Below are 25,321 nucleotides of genomic sequence, written 5' to 3'. Positions count from 1 at the left end.
GACGGACCCGACCGCGTTGGCCGGGACACGTGCCACGGAGAGCTTGAGCGGCCCTCCCGTGTACGCGTCCCGGCAGACCGCACCGCAGACGCCCGGACGGATCCCGTGGGGGGAATCCGCACCGGGAAAAGGAAAGCGCCCCGACTGCCGGCCCGTGGGGGGACTGGCAGCGGGGCGCTTTCCGCTTTCTCTTCACTTCCGCTCCCGCTCGAAGCGGGGGTGCGCTGCATGCTGTGCGGTCACGCAGCGCAAGGTGCACGGCGCGAGGCCTCGACGGGCCCCGACGAGCACGAGGTCACACAGGACCCCGCGGGTACTGCACCGGCCCGGGGAACAAGCCCCGGACCCCCGGCCGAGGATCAGCGAGCCTCGACGGGCACGAAGTCACGCAGGACCTCGCCGGTGTAGATCTGACGCGGGCGGCCGATGCGCGATCCCGGCTCCTTGATCATCTCGTGCCACTGGGCGATCCAGCCCGGCAGCCGGCCGAGGGCGAACAGGACCGTGAACATCTCGGTCGGGAAGCCCATGGCCCGGTAGATGAGGCCCGTGTAGAAGTCGACGTTCGGGTAGAGGTTGCGCGAGACGAAGTACTCGTCGGAGAGCGCGTGCTCCTCCAGCTTGAGCGCGATGTCGAGCAGCTCGTCGGACTTGCCGAGGGCCGAGAGGACATCGTGGGCCGCGGCCTTGATGATCTTGGCGCGCGGGTCGAAGGACTTGTACACCCGGTGGCCGAAGCCCATCAGGCGGACGCCGTCCTCCTTGTTCTTCACCTTGCGGATGAAGGAGTCGACATCGCCGCCGTTGGCCTGGATGCCCTCGAGCATCTCCAGGACGGACTGGTTGGCGCCGCCGTGCAGCGGGCCCCACAGCGCGGAGATACCGGCGGAGATCGAGGCGAACATGTTCGCCTGCGAGGAGCCGACCAGACGCACGGTGGACGTCGAACAGTTCTGCTCGTGGTCCGCGTGCAGGATGAGCAGCTTGTCGAGCGCGGAGACGACGACCGGGTCGAGGTCGTACTCCTGCGCCGGCACGGAGAACGTCATGCGCAGGAAGTTCTCGACGTAGCCGAGGTCGTTGCGCGGGTAGACGAACGGGTGGCCGATCGACTTCTTGTACGCGTACGCCGCGATGGTCGGCAGCTTGGCGAGCAGCCGGATCGTCGACAGGTGGCGCTGCTGCTCGTCGAACGGGTTGTGACTGTCCTGGTAGAACGTCGACAGCGCGCTGACCACGGAGGACAGCATCGCCATCGGGTGGGCGTCACGCGGGAAGCCGTCGAAGAAGCGCTTGACGTCCTCGTGGAGCAGCGTGTGCCCGGTGATCTCGTTCTTGAAAGTGGAGAGCTCGTCGACGGTCGGAAGCTCGCCGTTGATCAGCAGGTAGGCCACCTCAGTGAAGGTGGAACGCTCGGCCAGCTGCTCGATCGGGTAGCCGCGGTACCGGAGGATGCCCTGCTCACCGTCGAGATAGGTGATCGCGGATTTATAGGCGGCGGTGTTGCCGTACCCGCTGTCGAGGGTCACCAGACCGGTCTGGGCCCGGAGCTTCCCGATGTCGAAGCCCTTGTCACCGACGGTGCTGTCGATCACCGGGTAGGTGTACTCGCCATCGCCGTACCGCAGTACTACAGAGTTGTCGCTCACGTCATCCCTCACCGACGTAGTGCCTCTTCTTCGAGGTGCCCTGACTGTTCTCTACCATCCCCCACTTGGCCCAGCAGAGTGCACTCGGGGTCGACCATTGGGCCTATTCGCGGCACTGAGTGCCGCGAACCTGCTCATCCTGCCCCCTTCGCCCCGCTTGCGGAAAGCCCGTGTGACGTTTCCGACTCATTTGATCGATCGAAAGTTACCAAACCGAAGGATGTGCCCCCGGAGAGCCGGAAACGGAGTGCCGTACAACGCCTTCCCGCGGAGACCGTGCGCACCGCCTGGCCGAGCGCCTTGCGTGAACCGACGAGCACCACCAGCTTCTTGGCCCGCGTGACCGCCGTGTAGAGGAGGTTCCTCTGCAGCATCATCCAGGCACCGGTCGTGACCGGGATCACGACGCACGGATACTCACTTCCCTGGGACCGGTGGATCGTCACGGCATACGCGTGAGCCAGCTCGTCCAGCTCGTCGAATTCGTATACGACTTCCTCGTCCTCGTCGGTGAGTACGGTCAGCCGCTGCTCGTCCGCGTCGAGGGAGGTGACGACGCCGACCGTGCCGTTGAACACGCCGTTCTCCCCCTTCTCGTAGTTGTTCCTAATCTGGGTGACTTTGTCGCCCACGCGGAAGACCCGGCCGCCGAAGCGCTTCTCGGGAAGGTCGGGGCGGGCGGGCGTAACGGCTTGCTGGAGCAAGCCGTTGAGGGTGCCGGCGCCGGCCGGGCCACGGTGCATCGGGGCGAGCACCTGGACGTCGCGCCGCGGGTCGAGGCCGAACTTGGCGGGGATGCGGCGGGCGGCGACATCGACAGTGAGCCGGCCCGCCTCCTCCGTGTCCTCCTCCACGAACAGGAAGAAGTCCTTGAGGCCCTGGGTGAGCGGATGCTGACCCCCGTTGATGCGGTGCGCGTTCGTGACGACGCCGGACTCCTGGGCCTGGCGGAAGATGCGGGTGAGGCGGACCGCGGGGACGGGGCCGCCCTCGCCGAGCAGGTCCCGCAGCACCTCGCCCGCGCCGACGCTCGGCAGCTGGTCGACGTCGCCCACGAACAGCAGATGGGCCCCCGGCGGCACGGCCTTGGCCAGCTTGTTGGCCAGCAGGAGGTCCAGCATCGACGCCTCGTCGACCACGACCAGGTCGGCGTCGAGCGGCCGGTCCCGGTCGTAGGCCGCGTCACCGCCCGGCTTGAGTTCGAGGAGGCGGTGGACCGTGGACGCCTCGGCGCCGGTCAGCTCGGCCAGGCGCTTGGCGGCGCGGCCCGTGGGGGCGGCGAGGACGACCTTCGCCCGCTTGGCGCGGGCCAGCTCGACGATCGAGCGCACCGTGAAGGACTTGCCGCAGCCGGGCCCTCCGGTGAGGACGGCGACCTTCTTCGTCAGGGCGAGCTTCACCGCCTCCTCCTGCTCGGGCGCGAGCTCGGCTCCCGTGCGCCCCGCGAGCCAGGTCAGGGCCTTGTCCCACGCGACGTCCCGGAACGCCGGCATCCGGTCCTCGTCCGTGCGCAGGAGGCGCAACAGCTGGGCGGACAGGGAGAGTTCGGCGCGGTGGAAGGGGACGAGGTAGACCGCGGTCACCAGCTCTTCCCCACCGTCCGGGCCCGGCACCCGCTCCCGTACGACGCCCTCCTCCTCGCCCGCCAGCTCGCCCAGGCACTCGATGACCAGGCCCGTGTCGACCTGGAGGAGTTTGACCGCGTCGGAGATCAGCTGTTCCTCCGGCAGGAAGCAGTGGCCCTGGTCGGTGGACTGCGAAAGCGCGTACTGCAGGCCAGCCTTGACGCGCTCGGGGCTGTCGTGCGGGATGCCGACGGACTGCGCGATGCGGTCGGCGGTGAGGAAGCCGATACCCCAGACGTCGGACGCGAGCCGGTAGGGCTGGTTCTTGACCACGGAGATCGACGCGTCGCCGTACTTCTTGTAGATGCGCACCGCGATCGACGTGGACACCTCCACACTCTGGAGGAAGACCATCACTTCCTTGATGGCCTTCTGTTCCTCCCAGGCGTCGGCGATCTTCTTGGTGCGCTTGGGGCCGAGGCCCGGCACCTCGATCAGGCGGCCCGGCTCCTGCTCGATGATGTCGAGGGTGTCCAGACCGAAGTGACGGGTGATCCGGTCGGCGAAGACCGGGCCGATGCCCTTGACCAGGCCCGATCCGAGGTAGCGGCGGATGCCCTGGATGGTGGCGGGCAGGACCGTCGTGTAGTTCTCCACGGTGAACTGCTTGCCGTACTGAGGGTGGGAGCCCCAGCGGCCCTCCATGCGCAGCGACTCGCCGGCCTGCGCGCCGAGCAGCGCGCCGACGACGGTGAGCAGATCACCGCCGCCGCGGCCGGTGTCGACGCGGGCGACCGTGTACCCGCTCTCCTCGTTGGCGTATGTGATCCGCTCGAGGACTCCCTCGAGCACCGCCATCCCCGGGTTCGGCATGAGGCGACCGTACCGGTGGGGTCGGACAGCCGGGGAGCCGTGCCCGCGTTACGGACTACAGGCCGCCCATGGGTTCGATGTCCACCTTGACGGGCGTGCCCCAGACCCGCACCACCTCGTAGTCCGTGAACGCGTGGACCAGGCGGTACGCCGAGGCCGCGCGGGGCTCCCTGCGCTGGGCCGCGAGATAGTGCTCGGCCTCCCTGCGGTCGTGCCGCGGGGTGCCGCACAGCTGCCACACCTGTCCGTTCCACTTCTCGGGGAGCCAGCGCTGCTGGGGCTGCGGGCGGTCCTCCCGGACGCCGTACCGCGACATCGCCGGGGCGTCCGCGCTCTCGCCCTGCCGCGGCCGCGTGGGATACGTGCCGTTGATCTCGGAGCGGCGGGCGACGCGGCGGCGGGTCTCGCAGAGCAGGCACAGGTCCTGCGCGTTCTCGTCGACCGGGCCCGTCGGGTGCTCCGGGCAGCGCGTGGTGGGCGGGTCGCCGGTGACGGAGTCCTCGATGAGGTCGAGCGCGCGCTTCACGTCCGCGCGCATCTCGTGCAGCTTGCTGTCGGGGGTGTCGATGCCGAGGCCCTCGCCGTGCTCGCCGAGGAGGCGCAGGGCCCGGCCGAGCGCGGTGAGCTGTGCGTGATTCACGGGCGTGTGCCCCTTCCGTGCGGGTTCCGTGGCTGACTCCGCCAGCGTCTCACGCGCCACTGACACGACCGTCCGGCATCGACCGCCCGGGCGGCGAACATCACGATCCGGTCTCGACAAGCGGAACGGGGGTTGCCAACATCCCGTGTAATCGATTCCAATCCTTCGTGTAATCGATTCCATGACGGTGTCGGACCAGGTTTCGGATCCGTTCCGGACCGAGCAGCCACAAGGAGGTGGTCCTGCGATGGCGAGCATCAAGGACGTCGCCGCGGCGGCGGGTGTCTCCGTCGCCACGGTCTCGCGGGTGCTGAACAGCCACCCGTCCGTGAGCCCGGACGCGCGCGCCCGGGTCCTCGGCGCGGTCGACTCGCTCGGCTACCGCCCGAACGCCGTGGCCCGCTCCCTGCGCACCGCCCAGACCCGCACGCTCGGCCTGGTCATCAGCGACGTGCTCAACCCGTACTTCACCGAGCTGGCCCGCTCCGTCGAGGAGGAGGCCCGCGCACTGGGCTACAGCGTCATCATCGGGAACGCGGACGAGCAGCCCGACATCCAGGACCACCACGTACGCACCCTCGTCGACCGGCGCATCGACGGCCTCCTGGTCTCCCCCACCGACGGCGGCTCGCCGCTGATGCTGGAAGCCGCGCGCGCCGGTACGCCGATGGTCTTCGTCGACCGCTGGATCCCGGGCGTGGACGTGCCCGTGGTCCGCTCCGACGGGCGCGCCGCGGTGCGCGAACTCGTGGCCCATCTGCACGCCCTCGGCCACCGCCGCCTCGCCATCATCGCGGGGCCCGCCGCCACCACGACCGGCAGCGAGCGCGTCGAGGCGTTCCGCGAGGCCCTCGCCGCGTACGGGACAGCGCTGCCGGACGCCTACATCGGGCAGGGCGACTTCCAGGCGGACAGCGGCCGGCGCGCGACGGAGCGCTTCCTCGCCCTGTCCGAGCCGCCCGAGGTCGTGTTCGCCGCCGACAACCTGATGGCGCTCGGCGCGCTCGACGCGATCAGGGCCGCCGGGCTGCGCGTCCCGCACGACATCGGGCTCGCGGCCTTCGACGACATCCCCTGGTTCGTGCACACCGACCCGCCGGTCACGGCGATCGCCCAGCCGACCAAGGAGCTCGGCCGGGCCGCCGTACGGGCCCTGATCGACCGCATCGAGGGCAGGCCACCGCAATCGGTGACGCTGCCCGCGCGCCTGGTCGTCCGCCGGTCCTGCGGCGAGACGCGGAGCCCGGCCCCGGCTCCCGCGGACACCCCCACCGCCACGACCTCAACGAGGAGGAACCCGTGAGCAACCCGGAAGAGCGGCAGGCCCATGAGGCGGCCGGGCCGCCCGACGAGCTGCTGCGCATCGAGGGGATACGCAAGACGTTCCCCGGCGTCGTCGCGCTCGACAGTGTCGACTTCGATCTGCGCCGCGGCGAGGTGCACGTGCTGCTCGGCGAGAACGGCGCGGGCAAGAGCACCCTCATCAAGATGCTCTCCGGCGCCTACCGGCCCGACGCGGGCCGGATCGTCGTCGACGGCCGGGAGACCCGTATCCACGGGGCGCAGGACGCCGAGCGTCTCGGGATCGCCACCATCTACCAGGAGTTCAACCTCGTCCCCGACCTGACGGTCGCCGAGAACATCTTCCTGGGCCGCCAGCCGCGCCGCCTCGGGATGATCGACCGCAAGAAGATGGAGGCCGACGCCGAGGAGCTGCTGCGGCGCGTCGGCCTGACGGTCTCCCCCCGGACCCGGGTGCGCGAACTGGGCATCGCCCGGCTCCAGATGGTCGAGATCGCGAAGGCCCTGAGCCTGGACGCGCGCGTCCTGATCATGGACGAGCCGACGGCCGTGCTCACCTCGGAGGAGGTGGACAAGCTCTTCGGGATCGTGCGCGCGCTGCGCGAGGACGGTGTCGGCGTCGTCTTCATCACCCACCACCTGGAGGAGATCGCCGCGCTCGGCGACCGCGTCACGGTCATCCGCGACGGCAAGAGCGTCGGCCAGGTCCCCGCGTCGACCCCCGAGGCCGAGCTCGTACGGCTCATGGTGGGCCGCAGCATCGAGCAGCAGTATCCGCGCGAGCGGCCCGAACTCGACGCCACGGACGCTCCGTTGCTGCGGGTCGAGGGGCTGACCCGCGACGGGGTCTTCCACGACGTGCACTTCGAGGTGCGGGCCGGCGAGGTCGTCGGCATCGCGGGCCTCGTGGGCGCGGGCCGTACCGAGGTCGTCCGTGCCGTCTTCGGCGCCGACCCGTACGACAAGGGCAGCGTCGAGGTGGCGGGCGCGCGGCTGCCGCGGCACGACGTGAACGCGGCGATGGCCGCAGGCGTCGGCCTCGTGCCCGAGGACCGCAAGGGCCAGGGCCTCCTCCTGGACGCGTCCGTCGAGGAGAACCTGGGCCTGGTCACACTGCGTTCGGCGACCCGCGCGGGCCTCGTGGACCGCAGGTCCCAGCGCGCCGCGGCCGCGCGCATGGCCGAGCAGCTCGGCGTGCGCATGGCCGGGCTCGGCCAGCATGTGCGGACCCTGTCCGGCGGCAACCAGCAGAAGGTCGTCATCGGCAAGTGGCTGCTCGCCGACATCAAGGTCCTCATCCTCGACGAGCCGACCCGCGGCATCGACGTCGGCGCGAAGGTCGAGATCTACCAGCTCGTCAACGAACTCACCGCGGCCGGGCACGCCGTCCTGATGATCTCCAGCGATCTGCCGGAGGTCCTCGGGATGAGCGACCGGGTCCTCGTCATGGCGCAGGGCCGGATCGCGGGCGAACTCGCGGCCGGCGAAGCGACCCAGGACTCCGTGATGGCGCTCGCCGTCAGCACCGCGGCATCCCCGGCAACCACCCCCGAACACAATGAAGTGGAGGGCTCCCGTGGCCACTGACACGCTCAAGAGCAGCACGGCCGGCGCGGGTGGCCTGCGCCGCGTCCTGCTCGACAACGGCGCGCTGAGCGCCCTGGTCGTCCTGGTGATCGCGATGTCGCTGCTGTCCGGCGACTTCCTGACCACGCAGAACCTGCTCAACGTCGGCGTGCAGGCCGCCGTGACCGCGATCCTCGCGTTCGGCGTCACGTTCGTCATCGTCTCTGCGGGCATCGACCTGTCGGTCGGCTCCGTGGCCGCCCTGTCGGCGACGGTCCTCGCGTGGGCCGCGACCAGTGAGGGCGTCCCGGTGTGGATCGCCGTGATCCTCGCCGTCGTCACCGGTATCGCCTGCGGATTCGTCAACGGCGCGCTGATCTCGTACGGCAAGCTCCCGCCGTTCATCGCGACGCTCGCGATGCTGTCGGTGGGGCGTGGCCTGTCGCTCGTCATCTCGCAGGGCAGCCCGATCCCGTTCCCGCAGTCCGTCTCGCGGATCGGTGACACGCTCGGTGGCTGGCTGCCGGTGCCGGTGCTCGTGATGGTCGTCATGGGGCTGATCACCGCGCTGATCCTGGGCCGTACGTTCATCGGCCGGTCCATGTTCGCGATCGGCGGCAACGAGGAGGCGGCGCGCCTGTCCGGGCTCCGCGTCAAGCGGCAGAAGGTCGTCATCTACGCCCTGTCGGGCCTGTTCGCCGCCGTCGCGGGCATCGTCCTCGCCTCGCGTCTGACCTCCGCGCAGCCGCAGGCCGCACAGGGCTACGAGCTGGACGCCATCGCCGCGGTCGTCATCGGTGGCGCCTCCCTGTCCGGAGGCGTCGGCAAGGCGTCGGGCACGTTCATCGGCGCGCTGATCCTCGCGGTGCTCAGGAACGGCCTCAACCTCCTTTCCGTGTCGGCGTTCTGGCAGCAGGTCGTCATCGGCGTCGTCATCGCGCTCGCCGTGCTCCTCGACACCGTGCGCCGCAAGGCGGGCGCGACCCCGACGGCCGCCGGCGCCACGTCCGGGCCGGGCGGCTCCAAGGGCAGACAGGCCGCCCAGTACGTGATCGCGGCCGTCGTCGCCGCGGCAATCATCGGCGGCATCTCCCTGTGGAACAACGGCAAGTCGGGTACGTCGACCAAGCTCGGCCTGTCCGTCTCGACGCTGAACAACCCCTTCTTCGTGCAGATGAAGGCGGGCGCGCAGGCCGAGGCGAAGAAGGAGGGCATCAAGCTCACGGTCACGGACGCCCAGAACGACGCGTCCCAGCAGGCCAACCAGCTCCAGAACTTCACCAGTGAGGGCATGAGCTCGGTCATCGTGAACCCCGTCGACTCCGACGCGGTCGGCCCGGCCGTGCGCGGCGCCAACAAGGCGGACATCCCCGTCGTCGCCGCCGACCGCGGCGTCAACAAGGCGAAGACGGCCACGCTCGTCGCCTCCGACAACGTCGCGGGCGGCCGGCAGGCGGCGAAGACGCTCGCCGACAAGCTCGGCGGCAGCGGAAAGATCGTGATCCTCCAGGGCACGGCCGGCACCTCCGCCAGCCGGGAGCGCGGCCAGGGCTTCGCCGAGGGCCTCAAGGCCTACCCCGGCATCAAGGTCGTCGCCAAGCAGCCCGCGGACTTCGACCGCACCAAGGGCCTCGACGTCATGACCAACATGCTCCAGGCCAACGCGGGCGTCGACGGCGTCTTCGCCGAGAACGACGAGATGGCCCTCGGCGCGATCAAGGCGCTCGGCTCCAAGGCGGGCAAGTCCGTCGCCGTCGTCGGCTTCGACGGCACGCCGGACGGTCTCAAGGCGGTCGAGGCGGGCACGCTGTACGCGTCCGTCGCGCAGCAGCCGAAGGAGCTCGGCCGGATCGCCGTGCAGAACGCGGTCAGGGCGGCGAAGGACAAGAAGGTCGCGGAGATGGTGAAGGTGCCGGTGAAGGTCGTCACCTCGAAGAACGTCGCGAGCTTCAAGTAACCGTCCCGGGTTCCGGGTCACCGGCCGGGGCGCCCCGGCCGGCCCCATCGAGAACGTCCGTCCAGACCACGGAGAAAGTGACAGCGATGCACGACTACGACCTGCTGGTGGTGGGGTCGGCCAACGCCGACCTGGTGACCGTCGTCGAGCGCCGCCCGGGCGCCGGGGAGACCGTCCTCGGCTCTGACCTGGCCGTCCACCCGGGCGGCAAGGGCGCCAACCAGGCCGTCGCCGCCGCGCGCCTCGGGGCCCGTACGGCGCTGCTCGCGCGGGTCGGCGACGACGGGCACGGGCGGCTGCTGCTCGACTCGATGAGGTCGGCGGGCGTCGACCCGGTCGGCGTCCTCGTCGGCGGGGCGCCCACCGGGGTCGCCCTGATCACGGTGGACCCGTCCGGGGACAACAGCATCGTGGTGGCACCGGGTGCCAACGCCCGGCTCACCCCGCAGGACGTCAAGGCCGCCGGGGCGCTCTTCCAGGCGTCGCAGGTGGTCTCGGCGCAGCTGGAGATCCCGCTCGACACGGTCGCCGAGGTCGTACGGGCCATGGCACCGGGCAGCCGGTTCGTCCTCAATCCGTCCCCGCCCGCTCCCCTGCCCCCCGAGGTACTCGCGGCCTGCGACCCGCTCATCGTCAACGAGCACGAGGCGCGGGTCGTGCTCGGCGCGGACGTCACCGGCGAGCCCGAGGACTGGGCGACGGCGCTGCTCGCCCTCGGGCCGCGCTCCGTCGTGATCACGCTGGGCGCCGAGGGCGCGCTGGTGGCCGACGGCGCGGGTACGCACCGCGTGCCGTCCGTCAAGGTCACGGCCGTGGACACGACCGGTGCGGGGGACGCCTTCACGGCGGCCCTGGCGTGGCGGCTCGGCGCGGGCGAGAGCCTCGCCGACGCGGCGGCCTTCGCGGCCCGCGTCGGCGCGGCGGCGGTCACGAAGGAGGGCGCCCAGGCGTCCTACCCGACGACCGCCGAGGTCGCGGCGCTGTGAGGAAGGCCGGAATACTCAACCGCCACCTGGCCGGCGCGCTCGCCGAGCTGGGCCATGGCGACGGCGTGCTCGTGTGCGACGCGGGCATGCCGATCCCGGCGGGGCCGCGGGTCGTGGATCTGGCGTTCCGGGCCGGCGTCCCGTCGTTCGCCGAGGTCGTCGACGGGCTCCTGGACGAGCTGGTGGTGGAGGGCGGGACCGCTGCCGCGGAGATCCGGGCCGCGAACCCCGCGGCCGCGGGGCTGCTCGCGGAGCGCCTTCCCGCGCTCGCCTTCGTCCCGCACGAGGAGCTGAAGGAGCTCTCGCGGGGAGCGCGGCTCGTCGTCCGTACGGGAGAGGCGCGCCCGTACGCGAATGTGCTGCTGCGCTGCGGGGTCTTCTTCTAGCCGGCTGCTGCGGGCCCGGCTTGCGGGCATGCAAAAGGGGGCCCGGTCGGCGGACCGGACCCCCTGAGGCTTCCCCTCCCCATCAGAACCCCGCGATCCCCCCGGATCCCCCTCCAGAAGTCCTGATGCCACATACGACCCGCGCGGCACGGAAAGGGTTGCACGGTCCGCCCAGAATCTTTTCGGAGTGCCGACACAGTGGGGCAGACGTAGCGTTTCCGGCATGAGCGAAAACACCGGTTCCGCCGAACCCTCCCTGCAGAAGGACGTACTCGACGAGCTCGGGGACGACCGGCTCGGCGAGATCGCCGACCTGCTCGGCACGGACCCGGCGGGCGCGCAGGACGTCGTGGGCACCACCGTCTCCGAGCTCTCCGGAGGGCTCAGGGAGAAGGCGACGGCCGATCCCGCGCAGGCCGAGGAGGTCCGGCAGGCGCTCGCCGAGACGCAGGAGCAGCAGCCGCTGCAGGGCGTGGCCGCGTTCGGCGGGCTCGGTGGTCTGGCGGCCGGCGGGCTGATGTCCGGGATCCTCTCGAAGATGAGCCGCCCGGTCGCGAACGCCGTGGCCAAGAAGACCGGCCTGCCGCCCGCGACGGTCACGCGGGTCATCGAGCTCCTGATCCCGGTGCTGCTGACGGTCTTCACCAAGCGGGCCGCGGGCCGGAAGGCGGGCGGCGGCCCCCGGTAGCCACCGCCTTCCACCGCCGCCCGGAAGCCGGCCGCTGCCGGGAGGGTTCAGCCGGCGTGCCGCACGAAACGGTCCGCCGTCTCCGCGAGGACCTCGCGCCCGTCGCGTGCCCACAGCCCGTCGTTGAACAGTTCCACCTCGATGGGCCCCGCGTACCCGGCGTCCTCGACGAGGCCGCGCCACGCGCGCATGTCGATCGCGCCGTCACCGATCTGCCCCCGTCCGTTGAGGACGCCCTCGGGCAGCGGCGTCGTCCAGTCGGCCAGCTGGAAGGCGTGCAGCCGCCCGCCCTCCCCGGCACGCGCGATCTGCGCGGGCGCCTGGTCGTCCCACCAGATGTGGTACGTGTCCACGCAGACGCCGACCTGCTCGGCGGGGAAGCGCTCGGCGAGGTCGAGCGCCTGCGTCAGTGTCGACACGACGCAGCGGTCGGAGGCGTACATCGGGTGCAGCGGCTCGATGGCGAGCCGGACCCCACGCTCTGCGGCGTACGGGCCGAGCTCCGCGAGCGCGTCGGCGATCCGCTCCCGCGCGCCGTGCAGGTCCTTGCTGCCTTCGGGGAGGCCGCCGGAGACCAGGACGAGGGTGTCCGTGCCGAGGACGGCGGCCTCGTCGACGGCCGCGCGGTTGTCGTCGACAGCCTTCACGCGCGCGAGCGGGTCGATCGCGGTGAGGAAGCCGCCCCGGCACAGCGTGGTGACGGCGAGCCCCGCGTCCCGTACGAGTTTCGCCGCGGCCTCGACCCCGTACGTCTGCACGGGCTCGCGCCACAGGCCGACGCCCGGGACCTCCGACTCGACGCAGGCCGCGACGAGTTCTTCGAGGCCGAGCTGCCGGACGGTCATCTGGTTGATGGAGAAGCGGTCGAGGGAACGGCTCACTGGTCGACTCCGTACACGCTGAGCAGGGACTTCATCCGGGTCTCGGCAAGGGCGGGGTCCGGGAACAGGCCGAGGCCGTCGGCGAGTTCGTAGGCGCGCGCGAGGTGCGGGAGCGGACGGGCCGACTGGAGGCCGCCGACCATCGTGAAGTGGGACTGGTGGCCCGCGAGCCAGGCGAGCAGGACGACGCCCGTCTTGTAGAAGCGGGTCGGCTTCTCGAAGAGGTGCCGGGACAACTCGACCGTCGGGTCGAGCAGTTCACGGAACTTGGCGGTGTCCCCCGTGTCGAGGACGCGCACCGCCTCGGCCGCGAGCGGGCCCAGCGGGTCGAAGATGCCGAGGAGCGCGTGGCTGAAGCCCTGCTCGTCGCCCGCGATCAGCTCGGGGTAGTTGTAGTCGTCCCCCGTGTAGCAGCGCACGCCCCGCGGGAGACGGCGGCGCAGCTCGACCTCGCGCCGGGCGTCCAGGAGCGAGACCTTGATGCCGTCGACCTTGTCGGGGTGCGCGGCGATGACGTCGAGGAACGTCTCGGTGGCGGCGTCGAGGTCCGGCGAACCCCAGTAGCCGTCCAGGGCGGGGTCGAACATCGGGCCGAGCCAGTGCAGGATGACGGGCTCGGACGCCTGGCGCAGCAGATGCCCGTAGACGTCGAGGTAGTCCTCGGGTCCGGACGCGGCGGCCGCCAGGGCCCGCGAGGCCATGAGGATCGCCTGCGCGCCCGTCCCCTCCACGAGCGCGAGCTGTTCCTCGTAGGCCGCGCGGACCTCGGCGAGCGTGGCGGGCCCCGTCAGCTGGTCGGTGCCCACCCCGCACGCGATGGCGCCTCCGGCCGACCGGGCCTCGGCGGTCGAGCGCCGGATCAGCTCGGCCGCGCCCGCCCAGTCGAGGCCCATGCCGCGCTGGGCGGTGTCCATGGCCTCGGCGACACCCAGGCCGTGCGCCCACAGATGACGGCGGAAGGCGAGCGTCGCGTCCCAGTCGACGGCGGCCACGCCGGGGCCGGCGTCGGCGAGCGGGTCCGCGACGACGTGCGCCGCCGAGAAGACGGTCCGCGACACGAGCGGCGCGCCCGTGGTGAAGGAGGCCGGCTCGGCGCGCGGGGTGTGGTCGCGCAGCGAACCGCCGGGGCCGGGGAGTCGGATCGTCACAGCGCGATCTCCGGGACGTCCAGGCGGCGGCCCTCGGACGACGACTTCAGGCCGAGCTCGGCGAGCTGGACCCCGCGGGCGCCGGCGAACAGGTCCCAGCGGTAGGGCGCGTCGGCGTACACGTGCTTGAGGAACAGCTCCCACTGCGCCTTGAAGCCGTTGTCGAACTCCTGGTTGTCGGGGACCTCCTGCCACTGGTCGCGGAAGGAGTACGTGGCCGGCAGGTCCGGGTTCCATACGGGCTTCGGGGTCGAAGCGCGGTGCTGGACACGGCAGTTGCGCAGCCCGGCGACGGCGGAGCCCTCGGTGCCGTCCACCTGGAACTCGACGAGCTCGTCCCGGTTGACCCGCACCGACCAGGAGGAGTTGATCTGCGCGACGGCGCCGCCGTCGAGCTCGAAGATGCCGTACGCCGAGTCGTCGGCCGTCGCGTCGTACGGCTTGCCGCCCTCGTCCCAGCGCTGCGGGATGTGCGTCGAGGCCAGCGCCTGCACGCTGGTCACACGGCCGAACAGCTCGTGCAGCACGTACTCCCAGTGCGGGAACATGTCGACGACGATGCCGCCGCCGTCCTGCGACCGGTAGTTCCAGCTCGGCCGCTGCGCCTCCTGCCAGTCGCCCTCGAAGACCCAGTAGCCGAACTCGCCCCGCACGGACAGGATCCGCCCGAAGAAGCCGCCGTCGATGAGGCGCTTGAGCTTGAGCAGGCCCGGCAGGAACAGCTTGTCCTGGACGACGCCGTGCTTGATGCCCTTCGCCTTCGCCAGGCGGGCCAGTTCGAGCGCGCCGTCGAGGCTCGTCGCCGAGGGCTTCTCCGTGTAGAGGTGCTTTCCGGCGGCGATGGCCTTCTTGAGCGCCTCCTCGCGGGCGGACGTGACCTGGGCGTCGAAGTAGATGTCGATCGTGTCGTCCGCGAGGACGGCGTCGAGGTCGGTGGAGACGTTCGCCGGGTCGAGGCCGTGCTGCTCGGCGAGGGCCAGCAGCGCGTGCTCGCGGCGGCCGACGAGGACCGGCTCCGGCCACAGCACCGTGCCGTCTCCGAGGTCGAGGCCGCCCTGTTCGCGCAGGGCGAGGAGGGAGCGTACGAGGTGCTGGCGGTAGCCCATGCGCCCCGTCACCCCGTTCATGGCGATGCGCACCGTCTTGCGTGTCACGAGAGTCCCTTCGTACAGACGCCGATGAAGAACACGCTCGTCGTAGCAAGCGCTTTCTACACGGGAAGAAGCTAGCCTCTGCACAGCCGGTCGGACAAGACCGGGGGCTGATGAAACGGGATGCGAGGCCGGACGGGGGACCGGACGGCGACCGGAGGATGATGCGATGACCGTGACCCTGGCGGACGTGGCGGCCCGCGCCCAGGTCTCCCCCGCCACCGTGTCCCGCGTACTGAACGGCAACTACCCCGTGGCCGCGGCCACGCGCGATCGGGTGCTGCGCGCGGTGGACGACCTCGACTACGTACTGAACGGGCCGGCCAGCGCCCTGGCCGCCGCCACCTCCGACCTGGTCGGCATCCTCGTGAACGACATCGCCGACCCGTTCTTCGGGATCATGGCCGGGGCCGTTCAGTCCGAGATCGTGGGGCCTGGCGGACGCGCGGGCGGCGAGCGGCTCGCGGTCGTGTGCAACACCGGCGGGTCACCGGAGCGCGAACTCACCTACCTGACACTCCTCCAGCGTCAGCGGGCGGCGGCCGTCGTCCTCACGGGCGGCGCCGTCGAGGACGCCGAGCACGCCAAGGCGATCTCCGGGAAGCTGCGGCGGCTCGCGGACGCGGGAACCCGGGTCGTCCTGTGCGGGCGGCCGCCCGTGCCCGACGCGGACGCCGTGGCGCTCGCCTTCGACAACCGCGGCGGCGGCCGGGCCCTGACCGACCACCTGCTCGACCTCGGCCACCGCAGGATCGGCTACATCGCGGGCCCCGAGGAACGGACGACGACCCGCCACCGCCTCGAAGGGCACCGCGCGGCACTGGCGGCGCGGGGCGTGCCCGACGACACCGGGTGGACCGTGCACGGCCCCTACGACCGGCGGTCCGGTTACGAGGCGACGGTCGAACTCCTGCGCCGCGAACCGTCGTTGACGGCCGTGGTCGCCGCGAACGACACGGTGGCGCTCGGCGCGTGCGCCGCGCTGCGGGAGGCGGGCCTGAGCATTCCGGACGACGTGTCGGTGGCCGGCTTCGACGACCTGCCGTTCAGCGTGGACGCGGTACCGGCTCTCACGACGGTCCGGCTGCCACTGGCGGAGGCGGGGGCCCGTGCGGGCCGCATCGCCATGGGCCGCGAGGCGGCTCCCGCCGGAGGGATGGCAGTGGTGCAGGGGGAGTTGATGGTGCGGGGGTCGACCGGGGTGCCGTCCAAGGCGTAGACCTCCGGCGGTGCGCGGGGCGCCGCGCTCAGGTGCGGGCCGGGTGCGCGAGGCACGGTCTCGGGTGCGGGCGCGTGGGCGCGTGGGCGAGGCGCGTTCCTCGGACGCGGGCGGATCAAGCGCCGTGCCCGCGCACGGGCGAGGCGCCGAGCTCGGACGCGGGCGCTTGCGTGAGGCACGCTCCTCGGGCACGGGCGAGACGCCGAGCTCGGACGCGGACGCGTGGGCGAGGCACGCTCCTCGGGCACGGGCGAGACGCCGAGCTCGGACGCGGACGCGTGGGCGAGGCACGCTCCTCGGGCACGGGCGAGACGCCGTCCTCGGACGCGGGCGCATGGGCGAGGCACGCTCCTCGGGCACGGGCGAGACGCCGTCCTCGGACGCGGGCGCATGGGCGAGGCACGGCGTCCTCGGGCACGGGCGGATCAAGCGCCGCCCCCGGGCACGGGCGAGGCGCCGAGCTCGGACGCGGGCGCGTGTGTGAGGCATGGCGTCCTCGGGCACGGGCGAGTGAGGCGCTGCCCTCGTGTGCGTCCCGGTGAGTCCCTGTCCAGGGCCGAGGTGAGGCCCGGCCGGAGCGGGCGATGGATGCCTGGCCATCGCACGGAATCGGCTCGTCCGAGCCGGGACCCGATCGGCGGGGACGTCGCCGAGGCTCGGGCCGTGGAGGGGAGCGTGCCTGGCGCCGTCAGATGTCGTTCCGTCGTCGGAGCGCGTCGCGCGCCCCGTCACCCGGCCGCCGCACTCGCGCCCGGCGTGCCCTTGACCCCTGCCCGGGGCCCGGTAGCGTCCCCGCCATGAAACTGGCCTTCTCCACGCTCGGGGTTCCCGGGCTTCCCCTCGCCGATGTCGTCCGGCTCGCCGGCGATCACGGGTACCACGGTGTCGAGCTGCGCGCCCATCCCGAGGAACCCGTACACCCGGGGCTCGGACCCACCGAACGGGCCGACGCGGCCGCCGAGTTCAAGGCCGCCGGGGTCGAGATCCTCGGGCTCGCCGGCTACGCGCGCGTGGCGGCTCCCGGCGAGGACCAACCCGTGATCGCGGAGATCAGGTCACTCCTCGAACTCGCCCGCGACGTCGGAGCGCCCTACGTACGCGTCTTCCCGGGCGGCGGCACGGAGCAGAGCGCCGCCGAGGCCGACGCCACGGCCGCCCGGCGCCTGGGCACCGCCGCCGAGTACGCAGCGGACCTCGGCGTCCGCATCCTCCTGGAGACGCACGACTCGCACCGCACCGGAGCCGACGCGACGCGCGTGCTCGGCACGGTCGGGCACCGGCAGGTCGGCGCCCTGTGGGACGTCATGCACACCTGGCTCGGCGGCGAGCAGCCCGTCCAGTCGTACGCGGCGCTGTCCCCGCACCTGGGCTACGTACAGGTGAAGGACATCGCGGGCACCGACGACACGACGCCGCTCGCGCTGGGCGCGGGCGTGCTGCCGCTCACCGAGGTCGTGGACGTGCTGTGCCGCGAGGGCTGGGACGGGTGGCTGTGCTGGGAGTACGAGAAGCGCTGGTACCCGGACGCCGCCCCGCTGCCCGGGCTTCTGACGGCCGGGCGGGAGCATCTCGCCCAGCTGCTCAACGAGTCGGCGTAGACGGCTGCCCGAACACCTTCGCGAAGGCCTCGTGGAAGTCGGGGAACGTCTTCCGCACGCACCCCGGGTCGTCGAAGGCGACGCCGCCCGGGATCCGCAGGCCCGTCACCGCGAAGGACATCGCGATGCGGTGATCCCCGTACGTGGTGATCTGTGCCGGGGCCGGGGTGCCCGGCTGGATCTCGATCCAGTCGGGTCCCGTCGCCACCGTCACCCCGAGCGCGCGCAGGTTCCGCGCGCAGGCGTCAAGGCGGTCGCACTCCTTGACGCGGGTGTTGTGGACGTCTTCGATGCGGACCGGGCCGCTCGCGTACGGAGCGATCGCGGCGAGGGTCGGCATCGTGTCGGAGATGTCCCGCATGTTGACCGTGATGCCTGACAGGGCCGCGGAGCCGGGGGCGGTGACCGTGGTGCGGTCCGCCGTCGTCGTGACCCCTGCGCCCATGCGCCGCAGTACGTCGACGAACGCCAGGTCGCCCTGGAGCGCGTCCTTCCCCAGCCCTTCGACGGTGACCTCGCCGCCGGTGACGGCCGCCGCCGCGAAGAAGTAGCTGGCGGTCGAGGCGTCGGGTTCGATCGCGTAGGTGGTGGCGCGGTAGCCGCCGGGCGCGACCGTGAACACGTTGCCGTCGCGGCGGACTTCGGCCCCGAAGCTGCGCATCATCGCGAGGGTGATCCCGATGTACGGCGCCGAGACCAGGTCGGTGACCGTGATGCGCAGGCCGGTCCTGGTCAGCGGCCCGAGCAGCAGGAGCGCGGTGAGGTACTGGGAGGACTGGCCCGCGTCGAGGGTGACGTCGCCGCCCCGGACCCCGCCCGCGGTGACCGTGAGCGGATGGTGCCCCTCGGCCTCCTCATGGCGGAGGTCCACACCAAGGTCGCGCAGGGCCCTGGTGAGCGGCGCGAGGGGGCGGCGGCGCATCTGGGGCGAGGCGTCGAAGCGGTATGTGCCGTGCGCGGCTGCCGCGGTGAGCGTGGGCAGGAAGCGGGAGGTGGTCGCGCCGTCCCGGCAGTACACGTCGGCGTCCGTGGTGGCGGGGCCCGTCGGGCGGCCCTCGATGTGCCAGGCGTCCGGGCCGCGTTCGACGCCGTAGCCGAGCCGGAGCAGTCCTTCGGCGAAGCCCTCGGTGTCGTCGGAGCCGAGGGGGCGTACGAGGGTGGTGGTGCCCTGTGCGGCCGCGGCGAGGAACAGGGCCCTCGCCGTCACGGACTTGGAACCGGGGATCTCAACGACTGGCATGCGCTTCATGGTCCTCGACGGGCGGCGCGGGCGCCGGAGTGTCCACACGCTGGACGACCCGGTTCCGGGGAGCGGGCGCGAGCGACGCGAGGGCGACGCCGCCGACGAGCAGCGCGGCGGCGCACCAGCGCAGGGGGCTGACGCTCTCGCCGAGGAAGAGCGCGGCGGACGACATCCCGAACACCGGGACGAGCAGCGTGAACGGGGCGACCGACGAGGCGGGGTGGCTGCGCAACAGGAAGGTCCAGGCGCCGAAGCCGAAGAGCGTGGTGACCCAGGCGACGAACGCGATGATGCCGGCGCCGGTCCAGTCGAGCGACGCGAGCGCCCGTGTGTCGCGGTCCCAGCCCTCGAAGGTGAGGGAGAGCGCGAGCAGCGGCAGGACGGGGACGGCCGACGTCCACACCATGAAGGTGAAGGGGGCGGACGGCGCCGCCTTGCGGGTGAGGACGTTCGAGATGCCCCAGCCGACGGCGGCCACGACGACGAGCGTGAAGCCGAGCAGGGGACCGCTCGCGCCCTCGTCGGCGGCGGCGACGCCGATCCCGGCGAGCGCGACGACCATGCCGGCCAGGCGGATCCGGCCGGGCCGTTCGCCGAGCGCGACGAAGGCGAACAGGGCGGTGAACACGGCCTGGATCTGCAGGACGAGGGAGGAGAGTCCGGCGGGCATCCCCTGGTTCATGCCGACGAAGAGCAGGCCGAACTTCATGACGCCGAGCGCCAGTCCGACGCCGACGACCCATCCCCAAGCGCTCGACTTCGATCGAGCGGGGGAGACCCCGTCCCGCGCCACCTCGGGCCGCCCCACGAAGAACACGGCGGGCACTGCCGCGACGAGGAAGCGCAGGGCCGAGAAGAGCAGCGGCGGGAAGTGGTCGAGGCCGACCTCGATGACGACGAAGTTGACGCCCCAGATGGCGGTGACGAGGACGGCGAGCGCGATGTGGGACGGGCGCATGGGGAGCGTAGGAGCCATGGGTCGAGGATCACCGGGCACGACCGTGTAGCACCAGCGCGAATGTCTGCATGGTTGAATTCAGTAACGCTAATGAATGCCCCAGACTCCGCCCCAGGCCCACCGGGAGGCCGGCATGCTCGATCTCCAGCGGCTGCGCGCGCTGCACGCCGTCTCCGTGCACGGCACGGTCGGGGCCGCCGCGGCGGCCCTCGGCTACACGCCGTCCGCGGTCTCGCAGCAGATCTCCAAGCTGGAGCGGGAGACGCGGACCGTGCTCCTCGAACGGCACGGGCGGGGCGTCCGCCTCACCGACGAGGCACTCGAACTCGCTCGTACGGCACGGGACCTGATGGTCATCGTCGAGCGCGCCGAGACCGGTCTGGAGGAGCGGCGCGGGCTCCCGGCCGGGCGGCTGACGATCGCCGCGTTCGCCTCGGCGGCGCGCGGCCTGCTGCCGTCCGTCCTCGCCGATCTCGCCGTACGGCATCCCGCGCTGGACGCCCGGCTCACGGAGGTCGATCCGCATCTGTCGGTCGATCTGGTCGCCAAGGGGGCCGTCGACCTGGCCGTCGCGCACGACTGGGACATCGCGCCGCTGCCGGCCCCCGCCGGCGTGGAGCAGGCCGCCATCGGGGACGACCTGTGCGACCTGCTCGTGCCGGCCGGGCATCCGCTCGCGGGACGTGACGCGGTGCGCCGCGAGGAGCTCGGCGGCGAGCGGTGGGTGTCCCAGCCGCCGGGGCGGGTGTGCCACGACTGGCTGGTGCGGACGCTGCGGGCGGCGGGTTTCGAGCCCGACATCAGACACCAGGCCGAGGAGAACCCGACGCTGACCGCGCTCGTCGCGGCCGGGCTCGGCGTCGCGCTGATCCCCCGGCTCGGCCGCGGCCCGCTGCCGGACGGCGTCGTCGCCGTGCCGCTCGACCCCATGCCCGTACGGCACTTGTACGCGCTGTGGCGGACAGGGGCGTCGCGCAGGCCGGCCATCGCGGAGGCGGTACGGACGCTGCGGGAGCGGTGGGGCGAGGTCACCCGGGAGCCGGATCAGACGGAACAGGCCGAACAGACGGATCGGCCGGATCGGCCGGATCGGCCGGATCAGGCCCGCTGACCGGCACTCAGGAGCGATGCCGCTCCCCTGGTTTCACCGGCGCACCACTTTCCGGCGATCCCCGCGCAGCGGGGAACCCGCCCGCGCACCGCTCCGTCAGAACGGCATGCTGCCGGAGAGTCTCCGCAGAGCGGTGTCGGCCTCGCTGCTGGCTGCGACTGCTGACCACCCTCTCCGCCGCCTGCGGCCGGCAGCACGCCGTCACCGGCGCGCCCCCTTCCTCTGCGCCGGTGACGGCCCCTCCCGCAACCCTTCTGCCGCCCCCGCTGCGCGCACCCTTGACTGGCAGAAACTTTCCGGATAATCGTGGCCCTCGGAAGTTTCTTTCAGGGTATGGATCACCAGTTCTCCTCCGGAAGGAGTGCGCACGTGCACCACAGCCTGTCCAGACGCACCCTGCTCGCCGCCGCCACCGCGGGCGCCGCCGCGGTCACCCTGTCCGGCGTCCCGGCCCGGGCCGACGACGCGTCACGCAAGGGCAAGGACGCGCGACTCAAGCAGCTCATCTCCCGGATGAGCCTCGAGGAGAAGGTCGGCCAGCTCTTCGTGATGCGGGTCTACGGCCACTCCGCCACCGACCCCGACCAGGCCGACATCGACGCCAACCTCGCCGAGATCGGCGTCCGCACCGCGGCCGAACTGATCGACAAGTACAAGCTCGGCGGCATCATCTACTTCACCTGGGCGCACAACACCCGCGACCCGCACCAGATCGCCGACCTGTCGAACGGCATCCAGCGCGCGGGCCTCGCCCAGCCGAGCCGTATCCCGCTGCTGATCTCCACCGACCAGGAACACGGCATCGTCTGCCGCGTCGGCGAGCCGGCGACGCTGTTCCCGGGCGCCATGGCCATCGGCGCGGGCGGCTCCCGCTCCGACGCCCGCACCCTGGGCCGGATCGCCGGCGCCGAACTGCGCGCGGTCGGCATCCGCCAGAACTACGCGCCCGACGCCGACGTGAACATCAACCCGGCCAACCCGGTCATCGGCGTACGCTCCTTCGGCGCCGACCCCGAGGCCGTCGCGGGCCTGGTCGCCTCCGAGGTCAAGGGCTACCAGAGCGCCGACATCGCCTCCACGGCCAAGCACTTCCCCGGCCACGGCGACACCGCCACCGACAGCCACTTCGGCTTCCCGATCATCACGCACACGCGTGAGCAGTGGCAGCAGATCGACGCGCCGCCGTTCAAGGCCGCGATCGCCGCGGGCATCGACTCGATCATGACGGCGCACATCATGGTCCCCGACCTCGACGGCTCGGGCGACCCGGCGACGCTCTCGCACCCGATCATGACGGGCATCCTGCGCCAGGAACTCGGCTTCGAGGGCCTCATCGTCACCGACTCCCTCGGCATGCAGGGCGTACGCGACAAGTACGGCGACGACCGCGTGCCGGTGCTCGCCCTGAAGGCGGGCGTGGACCAGCTCCTCAACCCGCCCTCCCTGGAGGTGTCCTGGAACGCCGTCCTCGGCGCCGTGAAGAACGGCGAGCTGACGGAGGAGCGCCTCGACGAGTCGATCCTGCGCGTCCTGCGCCTCAAGGAGAAGCTGGGCCTGTTCGACGAGCCGTACGTCACCGGCCGCGGCGTCGACAAGACCGTCGGCACCCGGGAGCACCTGGCCGCCGCCGACCGCATCGCCGAGGCCACCACGACGCTCCTGCTCAACAAGAACGGGCTGCTCCCGCTGTCGCGCCGCACCCACAGGAACATCCTCGTGGTCGGCGCCGACCCGGCCTCGCCCTCCGGCACGACGGGCCCGCCGACGACGACACTCGGCCAGGCCCTGACCGAACTCGGCTTCACCGCCACGGTGTTGTCGACCGGGACGGCACCGAACCAGGCGAAGATCGACGAGGCGGTCGCCGCCGCCGGGGGCAAGGACGCGGTCCTGGTCGGCACGTACAACGTCACGGCGAACAGCGCTCAGCAGCGGCTCGTGAACGCCCTGGCCGCCACCGGCGTCCCGGTCGTCGCGGTCGCGATCCGCAACCCGTACGACATCGCGCAGGTGCCCGGCGTCGGGGCCTCGCTCGCCTCGTACTCGTGGACCGACGTCGAACTGCGGGCCGCGGTCCGGGTGATCGCCGGCCGGGCCAGGCCGCGGGGCAAGCTGCCCGTGCCGGTGCAGCGGGCCGACGATCCGGCGCAGGTGCTGTACCCGATCGGCTACGGGTTGTCGTACTAGACGTACGCCGCACTCCCGGCGCACCACCGCCAACTGGCCCAAACCCCCCTGCACGCCTGGCGTGCGCCCGCCCCGGCGGGCCACGCTGGGATGTGTATCGGGGGGATTGCCATGCTTGCGTGGAACAAGGCGCGGTGGGTGGGGGCGGCGTGCGCGGCGCTGCTCGCCATGACGCTCGCGGCATGTCAGGGGTCGCCGCACGCGGGGTCCGGCGGCCCGTCGCCGGGGGGCAGCCGGTCGCCGTCGGGGTACGGGGCGGTGTTCCTCGCCGTGGACGAGTGCAGCTCGCGGGGGCGCGACGCGTTCACCGAGGTGCCGTGCCGGAGCGAGCGGGCGGTGGCACGGGTCACCGCGCGCTACGACGGAAAGGCGGTGGACGGGCCGACCTGCCCGGCCCGCACCGACTTCGTCCTGCACATCAGCGAGGACCGGCCCTCGCTCGTCGGGAGCGACGGAACCGCCACCGGGGAGATCCCGCAGGGCTACGCCTGCATGCGCAACCTGGAGCCGCCGCACCCCGGGGATCCGGGGGGCGGCGGCGGGCCCCGCACGATCGTCGGGGACTGCGTGTACGCGGCGGGCCGCGGCCAGGTCCGCGAGACCGCCTGCGACGGCTCCGGCAAGGAGAAACCCCGTTACCGGGTGGCCGCCGCGGCGGTCGACCGCGCCGAGTGCCCCGCGCTCACGGCGTTGTACGTGACGCTGGGCGGGTCCGAACCGGTGGGATGCGCGGTCCGGGTGTAGTTCCGGCGGTCAGGGTCGATCCGGACGAGAGGCCCTACGGCCGCAGGGTCAGCTCGCGCTGGACGTCACGCTTGTCGAGCCTGGCGTCGTACGGGGCCAGCGGCTTGGCGGCCTGCGCCGCGGGGGCGGAGACTCCGGCCCACTTCAGGATCCGCTCCGTGGCGAACGTCTTGTCGTCGGCGTTCAGACCGGCGACGTTCGCCCCGTGGTTGGCGCCGGGGGCGGTGAGCACGTACGAGTCCGTCGAGCCCTTGCCCGGGCGGAACCGCTCGGCGCCCCACGGGTCGTTGGAACCGTAGACGTACAGCATCCGCGTCGCGTGGTGGCGCACCCAGGAGTCCACGTCGCGCATCGCCGACGGCTGGAACTTCATCGGGATGGAGCGCGGCACGAAGTTGCGCGGCGGCTGGTAGCCGTAGCGCGACAGATTGCCCAGCCAGGGCTGCTTGATGTCGGGCGAGCCGAGCTGCGTACCGGCCTGGTAGTAGTACGGCGTGTACGTGGCGAGGCTCTGGTCCGCGTACGAGGACCAGCCGCCGACCGCGTCGACGTAGTCGAAGAGCGCCTGGTCCGTGACCGTCGCGGCGTCGGGCACCTCGGCGCACGCCGTCTGCGACGGCTGGTACTGCCAGAAGCCCCACACCAGGTCGAGGACGGTGGCCTCGTAGGCCTTGTCCAGCGAACCGACGGTGTCCAGCGTGTAGTTGTTGGCCTTCAGGTACTCCGCGTACTTCTTCTCCAGGGCGTCGCGGCGCACCAGCGTCTCGCGCTGCACGTTCTGCAGCGCCACGCGGCAGTCCTTCGGGCCGACCGTCTTGAAGAAGTCGTCGTACGCCGAGTCCTCCTTGTTCACGACGTCGTTCGGCGCGACGTACGCGACGACGCCGTCCATGTCGCGCGGGTAGAAGCGCTCGTAGTACGTGGCCGTCATGCCGCCCTTGGAACCGCCGGTGGTCAGCCAGTTCTTGCCGTAGATCGGCTTGAGGGCCTGGTAGATGCCGTGCTGGTCACTGGCCGCCTGCCAGATGTCGAGCTTGGACCAGTCGGCCGGGGCGGGCCGGGAAGGGGTGAAGTAGCGGTACTCCACGGAGACCTGGTTGCCGTCGACGATGCGGGTCGGCTCGCTGCGGCTGGGCGTCGTGGACACGTTGTAGCCGCTGGTGAACATGACCGTCGGGCGGCTGACGTCCTTGTGCAGCACGGTGATGCGCTGCTGGAACGTGCCCTTGGACGGGTGCCGGTGGTCGACCGGCTGGGTGTAGTTGAGGACGAAGTAGCGGTAGCCGGTGTAGGGCTTCTCCTCCACCAGGCTCATGCCGGGTATGGCGAGGAGCCGGTCCTTGATATCGGTACTGGTGTCGGCGGCCGCAGGCCGGGCCGGAGCGGCGGTGGCCGCTGTGGCCGTACTCACGGTGCCTATCAGCACCACGAGCGCCAGCAACCATCTCAGCGCATTGCGCATGCATACT

20 protein-coding genes are annotated in these 25,321 nt (G+C 71.9%); 11 read left to right on the top strand and 9 right to left on the bottom strand.

Going from position 1 to position 25,321, the window contains the following annotated elements:
* Positions 1–359: 359 nt before the first annotated feature.
* The 3 genes from OHO83_RS28605 to OHO83_RS28595 all read right to left on the bottom strand — a co-directional run bounded on the left by OHO83_RS28605 (position 360) and on the right by OHO83_RS28595 (position 4,727).
* Complete coding sequence (locus OHO83_RS28605) at positions 360–1,649, bottom strand: citrate synthase (protein WP_116512889.1); 1,290 nt, start codon at positions 1,647–1,649, stop codon at positions 360–362.
* A 134-nt stretch (positions 1,650–1,783) separates the two neighbouring features.
* Positions 1,784–4,087: an SF1B family DNA helicase RecD2 gene (recD2, locus tag OHO83_RS28600; RefSeq protein ID WP_329435124.1), complete on the bottom strand. Its 2,304-nt coding sequence runs from the start codon at positions 4,085–4,087 to the stop codon at positions 1,784–1,786.
* A gap of 55 nt (positions 4,088–4,142) precedes the next feature.
* A complete protein-coding gene (locus OHO83_RS28595) occupies positions 4,143–4,727 on the bottom strand; it encodes a hypothetical protein (RefSeq protein ID WP_330279917.1) in 585 nt (194 codons plus the stop codon).
* Between the two features lie 247 nt (positions 4,728–4,974).
* On the opposite strand from OHO83_RS28595, the gene OHO83_RS28590 reads away from it, so the two are divergent.
* The 6 genes from OHO83_RS28590 (at position 4,975) to OHO83_RS28565 (ending at position 11,612) form a co-directional block, all read left to right on the top strand.
* Complete coding sequence (locus tag OHO83_RS28590) at positions 4,975–6,030, top strand: LacI family DNA-binding transcriptional regulator (RefSeq protein WP_266670712.1); 1,056 nt, start codon at positions 4,975–4,977, stop codon at positions 6,028–6,030.
* Complete coding sequence (locus tag OHO83_RS28585) at positions 6,027–7,616, top strand: sugar ABC transporter ATP-binding protein (RefSeq protein ID WP_266670714.1); 1,590 nt, start codon at positions 6,027–6,029, stop codon at positions 7,614–7,616. Before OHO83_RS28590 ends, OHO83_RS28585 begins: the two co-directional genes overlap by 4 nt.
* Positions 7,606–9,552: an ABC transporter permease/substrate-binding protein gene (locus OHO83_RS28580; RefSeq protein WP_266670716.1), complete on the top strand. Its 1,947-nt coding sequence runs from the start codon at positions 7,606–7,608 to the stop codon at positions 9,550–9,552. The genes OHO83_RS28585 and OHO83_RS28580 overlap by 11 nt, the downstream gene beginning before the upstream one ends.
* An 86-nt stretch (positions 9,553–9,638) precedes the next feature.
* Positions 9,639–10,538 (top strand): ribokinase, encoded by a 900-nt coding sequence (locus OHO83_RS28575; RefSeq protein WP_266670718.1) that lies wholly within the window; start codon positions 9,639–9,641, stop codon positions 10,536–10,538.
* Positions 10,535–10,924, top strand: coding sequence for a D-ribose pyranase (gene rbsD, locus OHO83_RS28570; protein WP_266670720.1), 390 nt, complete (start codon positions 10,535–10,537; stop codon positions 10,922–10,924). The genes OHO83_RS28575 and rbsD overlap by 4 nt, the downstream gene beginning before the upstream one ends.
* 223 nt (positions 10,925–11,147) lie before the next feature.
* The gene (locus OHO83_RS28565; RefSeq protein WP_266670722.1) at positions 11,148–11,612 is read left to right on the top strand and encodes a DUF937 domain-containing protein; all 465 of its coding nucleotides are present in this window, start codon (positions 11,148–11,150) and stop codon (positions 11,610–11,612) included.
* Between the two features lie 47 nt (positions 11,613–11,659).
* On the opposite strand, the gene OHO83_RS28560 is transcribed toward OHO83_RS28565, so the two are convergent.
* From OHO83_RS28560 to OHO83_RS28550, 3 genes are read right to left on the bottom strand one after another with little or no spacing between them, the layout of a single operon-like run.
* Positions 11,660–12,457: a sugar phosphate isomerase/epimerase family protein gene (locus OHO83_RS28560; RefSeq protein WP_330280805.1), complete on the bottom strand. Its 798-nt coding sequence runs from the start codon at positions 12,455–12,457 to the stop codon at positions 11,660–11,662.
* Positions 12,458–12,489: 32 nt separating this feature from the next.
* Complete coding sequence (locus OHO83_RS28555) at positions 12,490–13,641, bottom strand: dihydrodipicolinate synthase family protein (protein ID WP_329435121.1); 1,152 nt, start codon at positions 13,639–13,641, stop codon at positions 12,490–12,492.
* Positions 13,638–14,795, bottom strand: a complete 1,158-nt coding sequence (locus OHO83_RS28550; RefSeq protein ID WP_266670726.1) for a Gfo/Idh/MocA family protein — start codon at positions 14,793–14,795, stop codon at positions 13,638–13,640. The genes OHO83_RS28555 and OHO83_RS28550 overlap by 4 nt, the downstream gene beginning before the upstream one ends.
* Positions 14,796–14,961: 166 nt before the next feature.
* On the opposite strand from OHO83_RS28550, the gene OHO83_RS28545 reads away from it, so the two are divergent.
* A complete protein-coding gene (locus OHO83_RS28545; RefSeq protein ID WP_266670728.1) occupies positions 14,962–16,011 on the top strand; it encodes a LacI family DNA-binding transcriptional regulator in 1,050 nt (349 codons plus the stop codon).
* 797 nt (positions 16,012–16,808) lie between these two features.
* Complete coding sequence (locus OHO83_RS28540; protein WP_329435120.1) at positions 16,809–17,609, top strand: sugar phosphate isomerase/epimerase family protein; 801 nt, start codon at positions 16,809–16,811, stop codon at positions 17,607–17,609.
* Here the strand turns inward: OHO83_RS28540 and aroA are convergent.
* Both aroA and OHO83_RS28530 read right to left on the bottom strand, forming a co-directional pair.
* Positions 17,593–18,849, bottom strand: coding sequence for a 3-phosphoshikimate 1-carboxyvinyltransferase (gene aroA, locus OHO83_RS28535; protein ID WP_330279916.1), 1,257 nt, complete (start codon positions 18,847–18,849; stop codon positions 17,593–17,595). The two genes, OHO83_RS28540 and aroA, sit on opposite strands and share 17 nt — an antisense overlap.
* Complete coding sequence (locus tag OHO83_RS28530) at positions 18,836–19,810, bottom strand: EamA family transporter (RefSeq protein ID WP_330280804.1); 975 nt, start codon at positions 19,808–19,810, stop codon at positions 18,836–18,838. Before OHO83_RS28530 ends, aroA begins: the two co-directional genes overlap by 14 nt.
* A 133-nt stretch (positions 19,811–19,943) precedes the next feature.
* On the opposite strand from OHO83_RS28530, the gene OHO83_RS28525 reads away from it, so the two are divergent.
* The 3 genes from OHO83_RS28525 to OHO83_RS28515 all read left to right on the top strand — a co-directional run bounded on the left by OHO83_RS28525 (position 19,944) and on the right by OHO83_RS28515 (position 23,852).
* On the top strand, positions 19,944–20,921 hold the full coding sequence (locus tag OHO83_RS28525; protein ID WP_330280803.1) for a LysR family transcriptional regulator: 978 nt from the start codon (positions 19,944–19,946) through the stop codon (positions 20,919–20,921).
* A gap of 333 nt (positions 20,922–21,254) precedes the next feature.
* Positions 21,255–23,108, top strand: a complete 1,854-nt coding sequence (locus OHO83_RS28520) for a glycoside hydrolase family 3 protein (RefSeq protein ID WP_389564054.1) — start codon at positions 21,255–21,257, stop codon at positions 23,106–23,108.
* Positions 23,109–23,219: 111 nt separating this feature from the next.
* Positions 23,220–23,852, top strand: a complete 633-nt coding sequence (locus tag OHO83_RS28515; protein WP_330279915.1) for a hypothetical protein — start codon at positions 23,220–23,222, stop codon at positions 23,850–23,852.
* 34 nt (positions 23,853–23,886) lie between these two features.
* Here the strand turns inward: OHO83_RS28515 and OHO83_RS28510 are convergent, their stop codons facing one another.
* Positions 23,887–25,314: a S28 family serine protease gene (locus OHO83_RS28510; protein WP_266670738.1), complete on the bottom strand. Its 1,428-nt coding sequence runs from the start codon at positions 25,312–25,314 to the stop codon at positions 23,887–23,889.
* Between the last annotated feature and the right edge of the window lie 7 nt (positions 25,315–25,321).

This window comes from Streptomyces sp. NBC_00569 (assembly GCF_036345255.1).
Lineage (GTDB): Bacteria > Actinomycetota > Actinomycetes > Streptomycetales > Streptomycetaceae > Streptomyces.
Note: the sequence above shows the minus strand (reverse complement) of the source record. Positions and strands in the feature narration are given on the sequence as shown.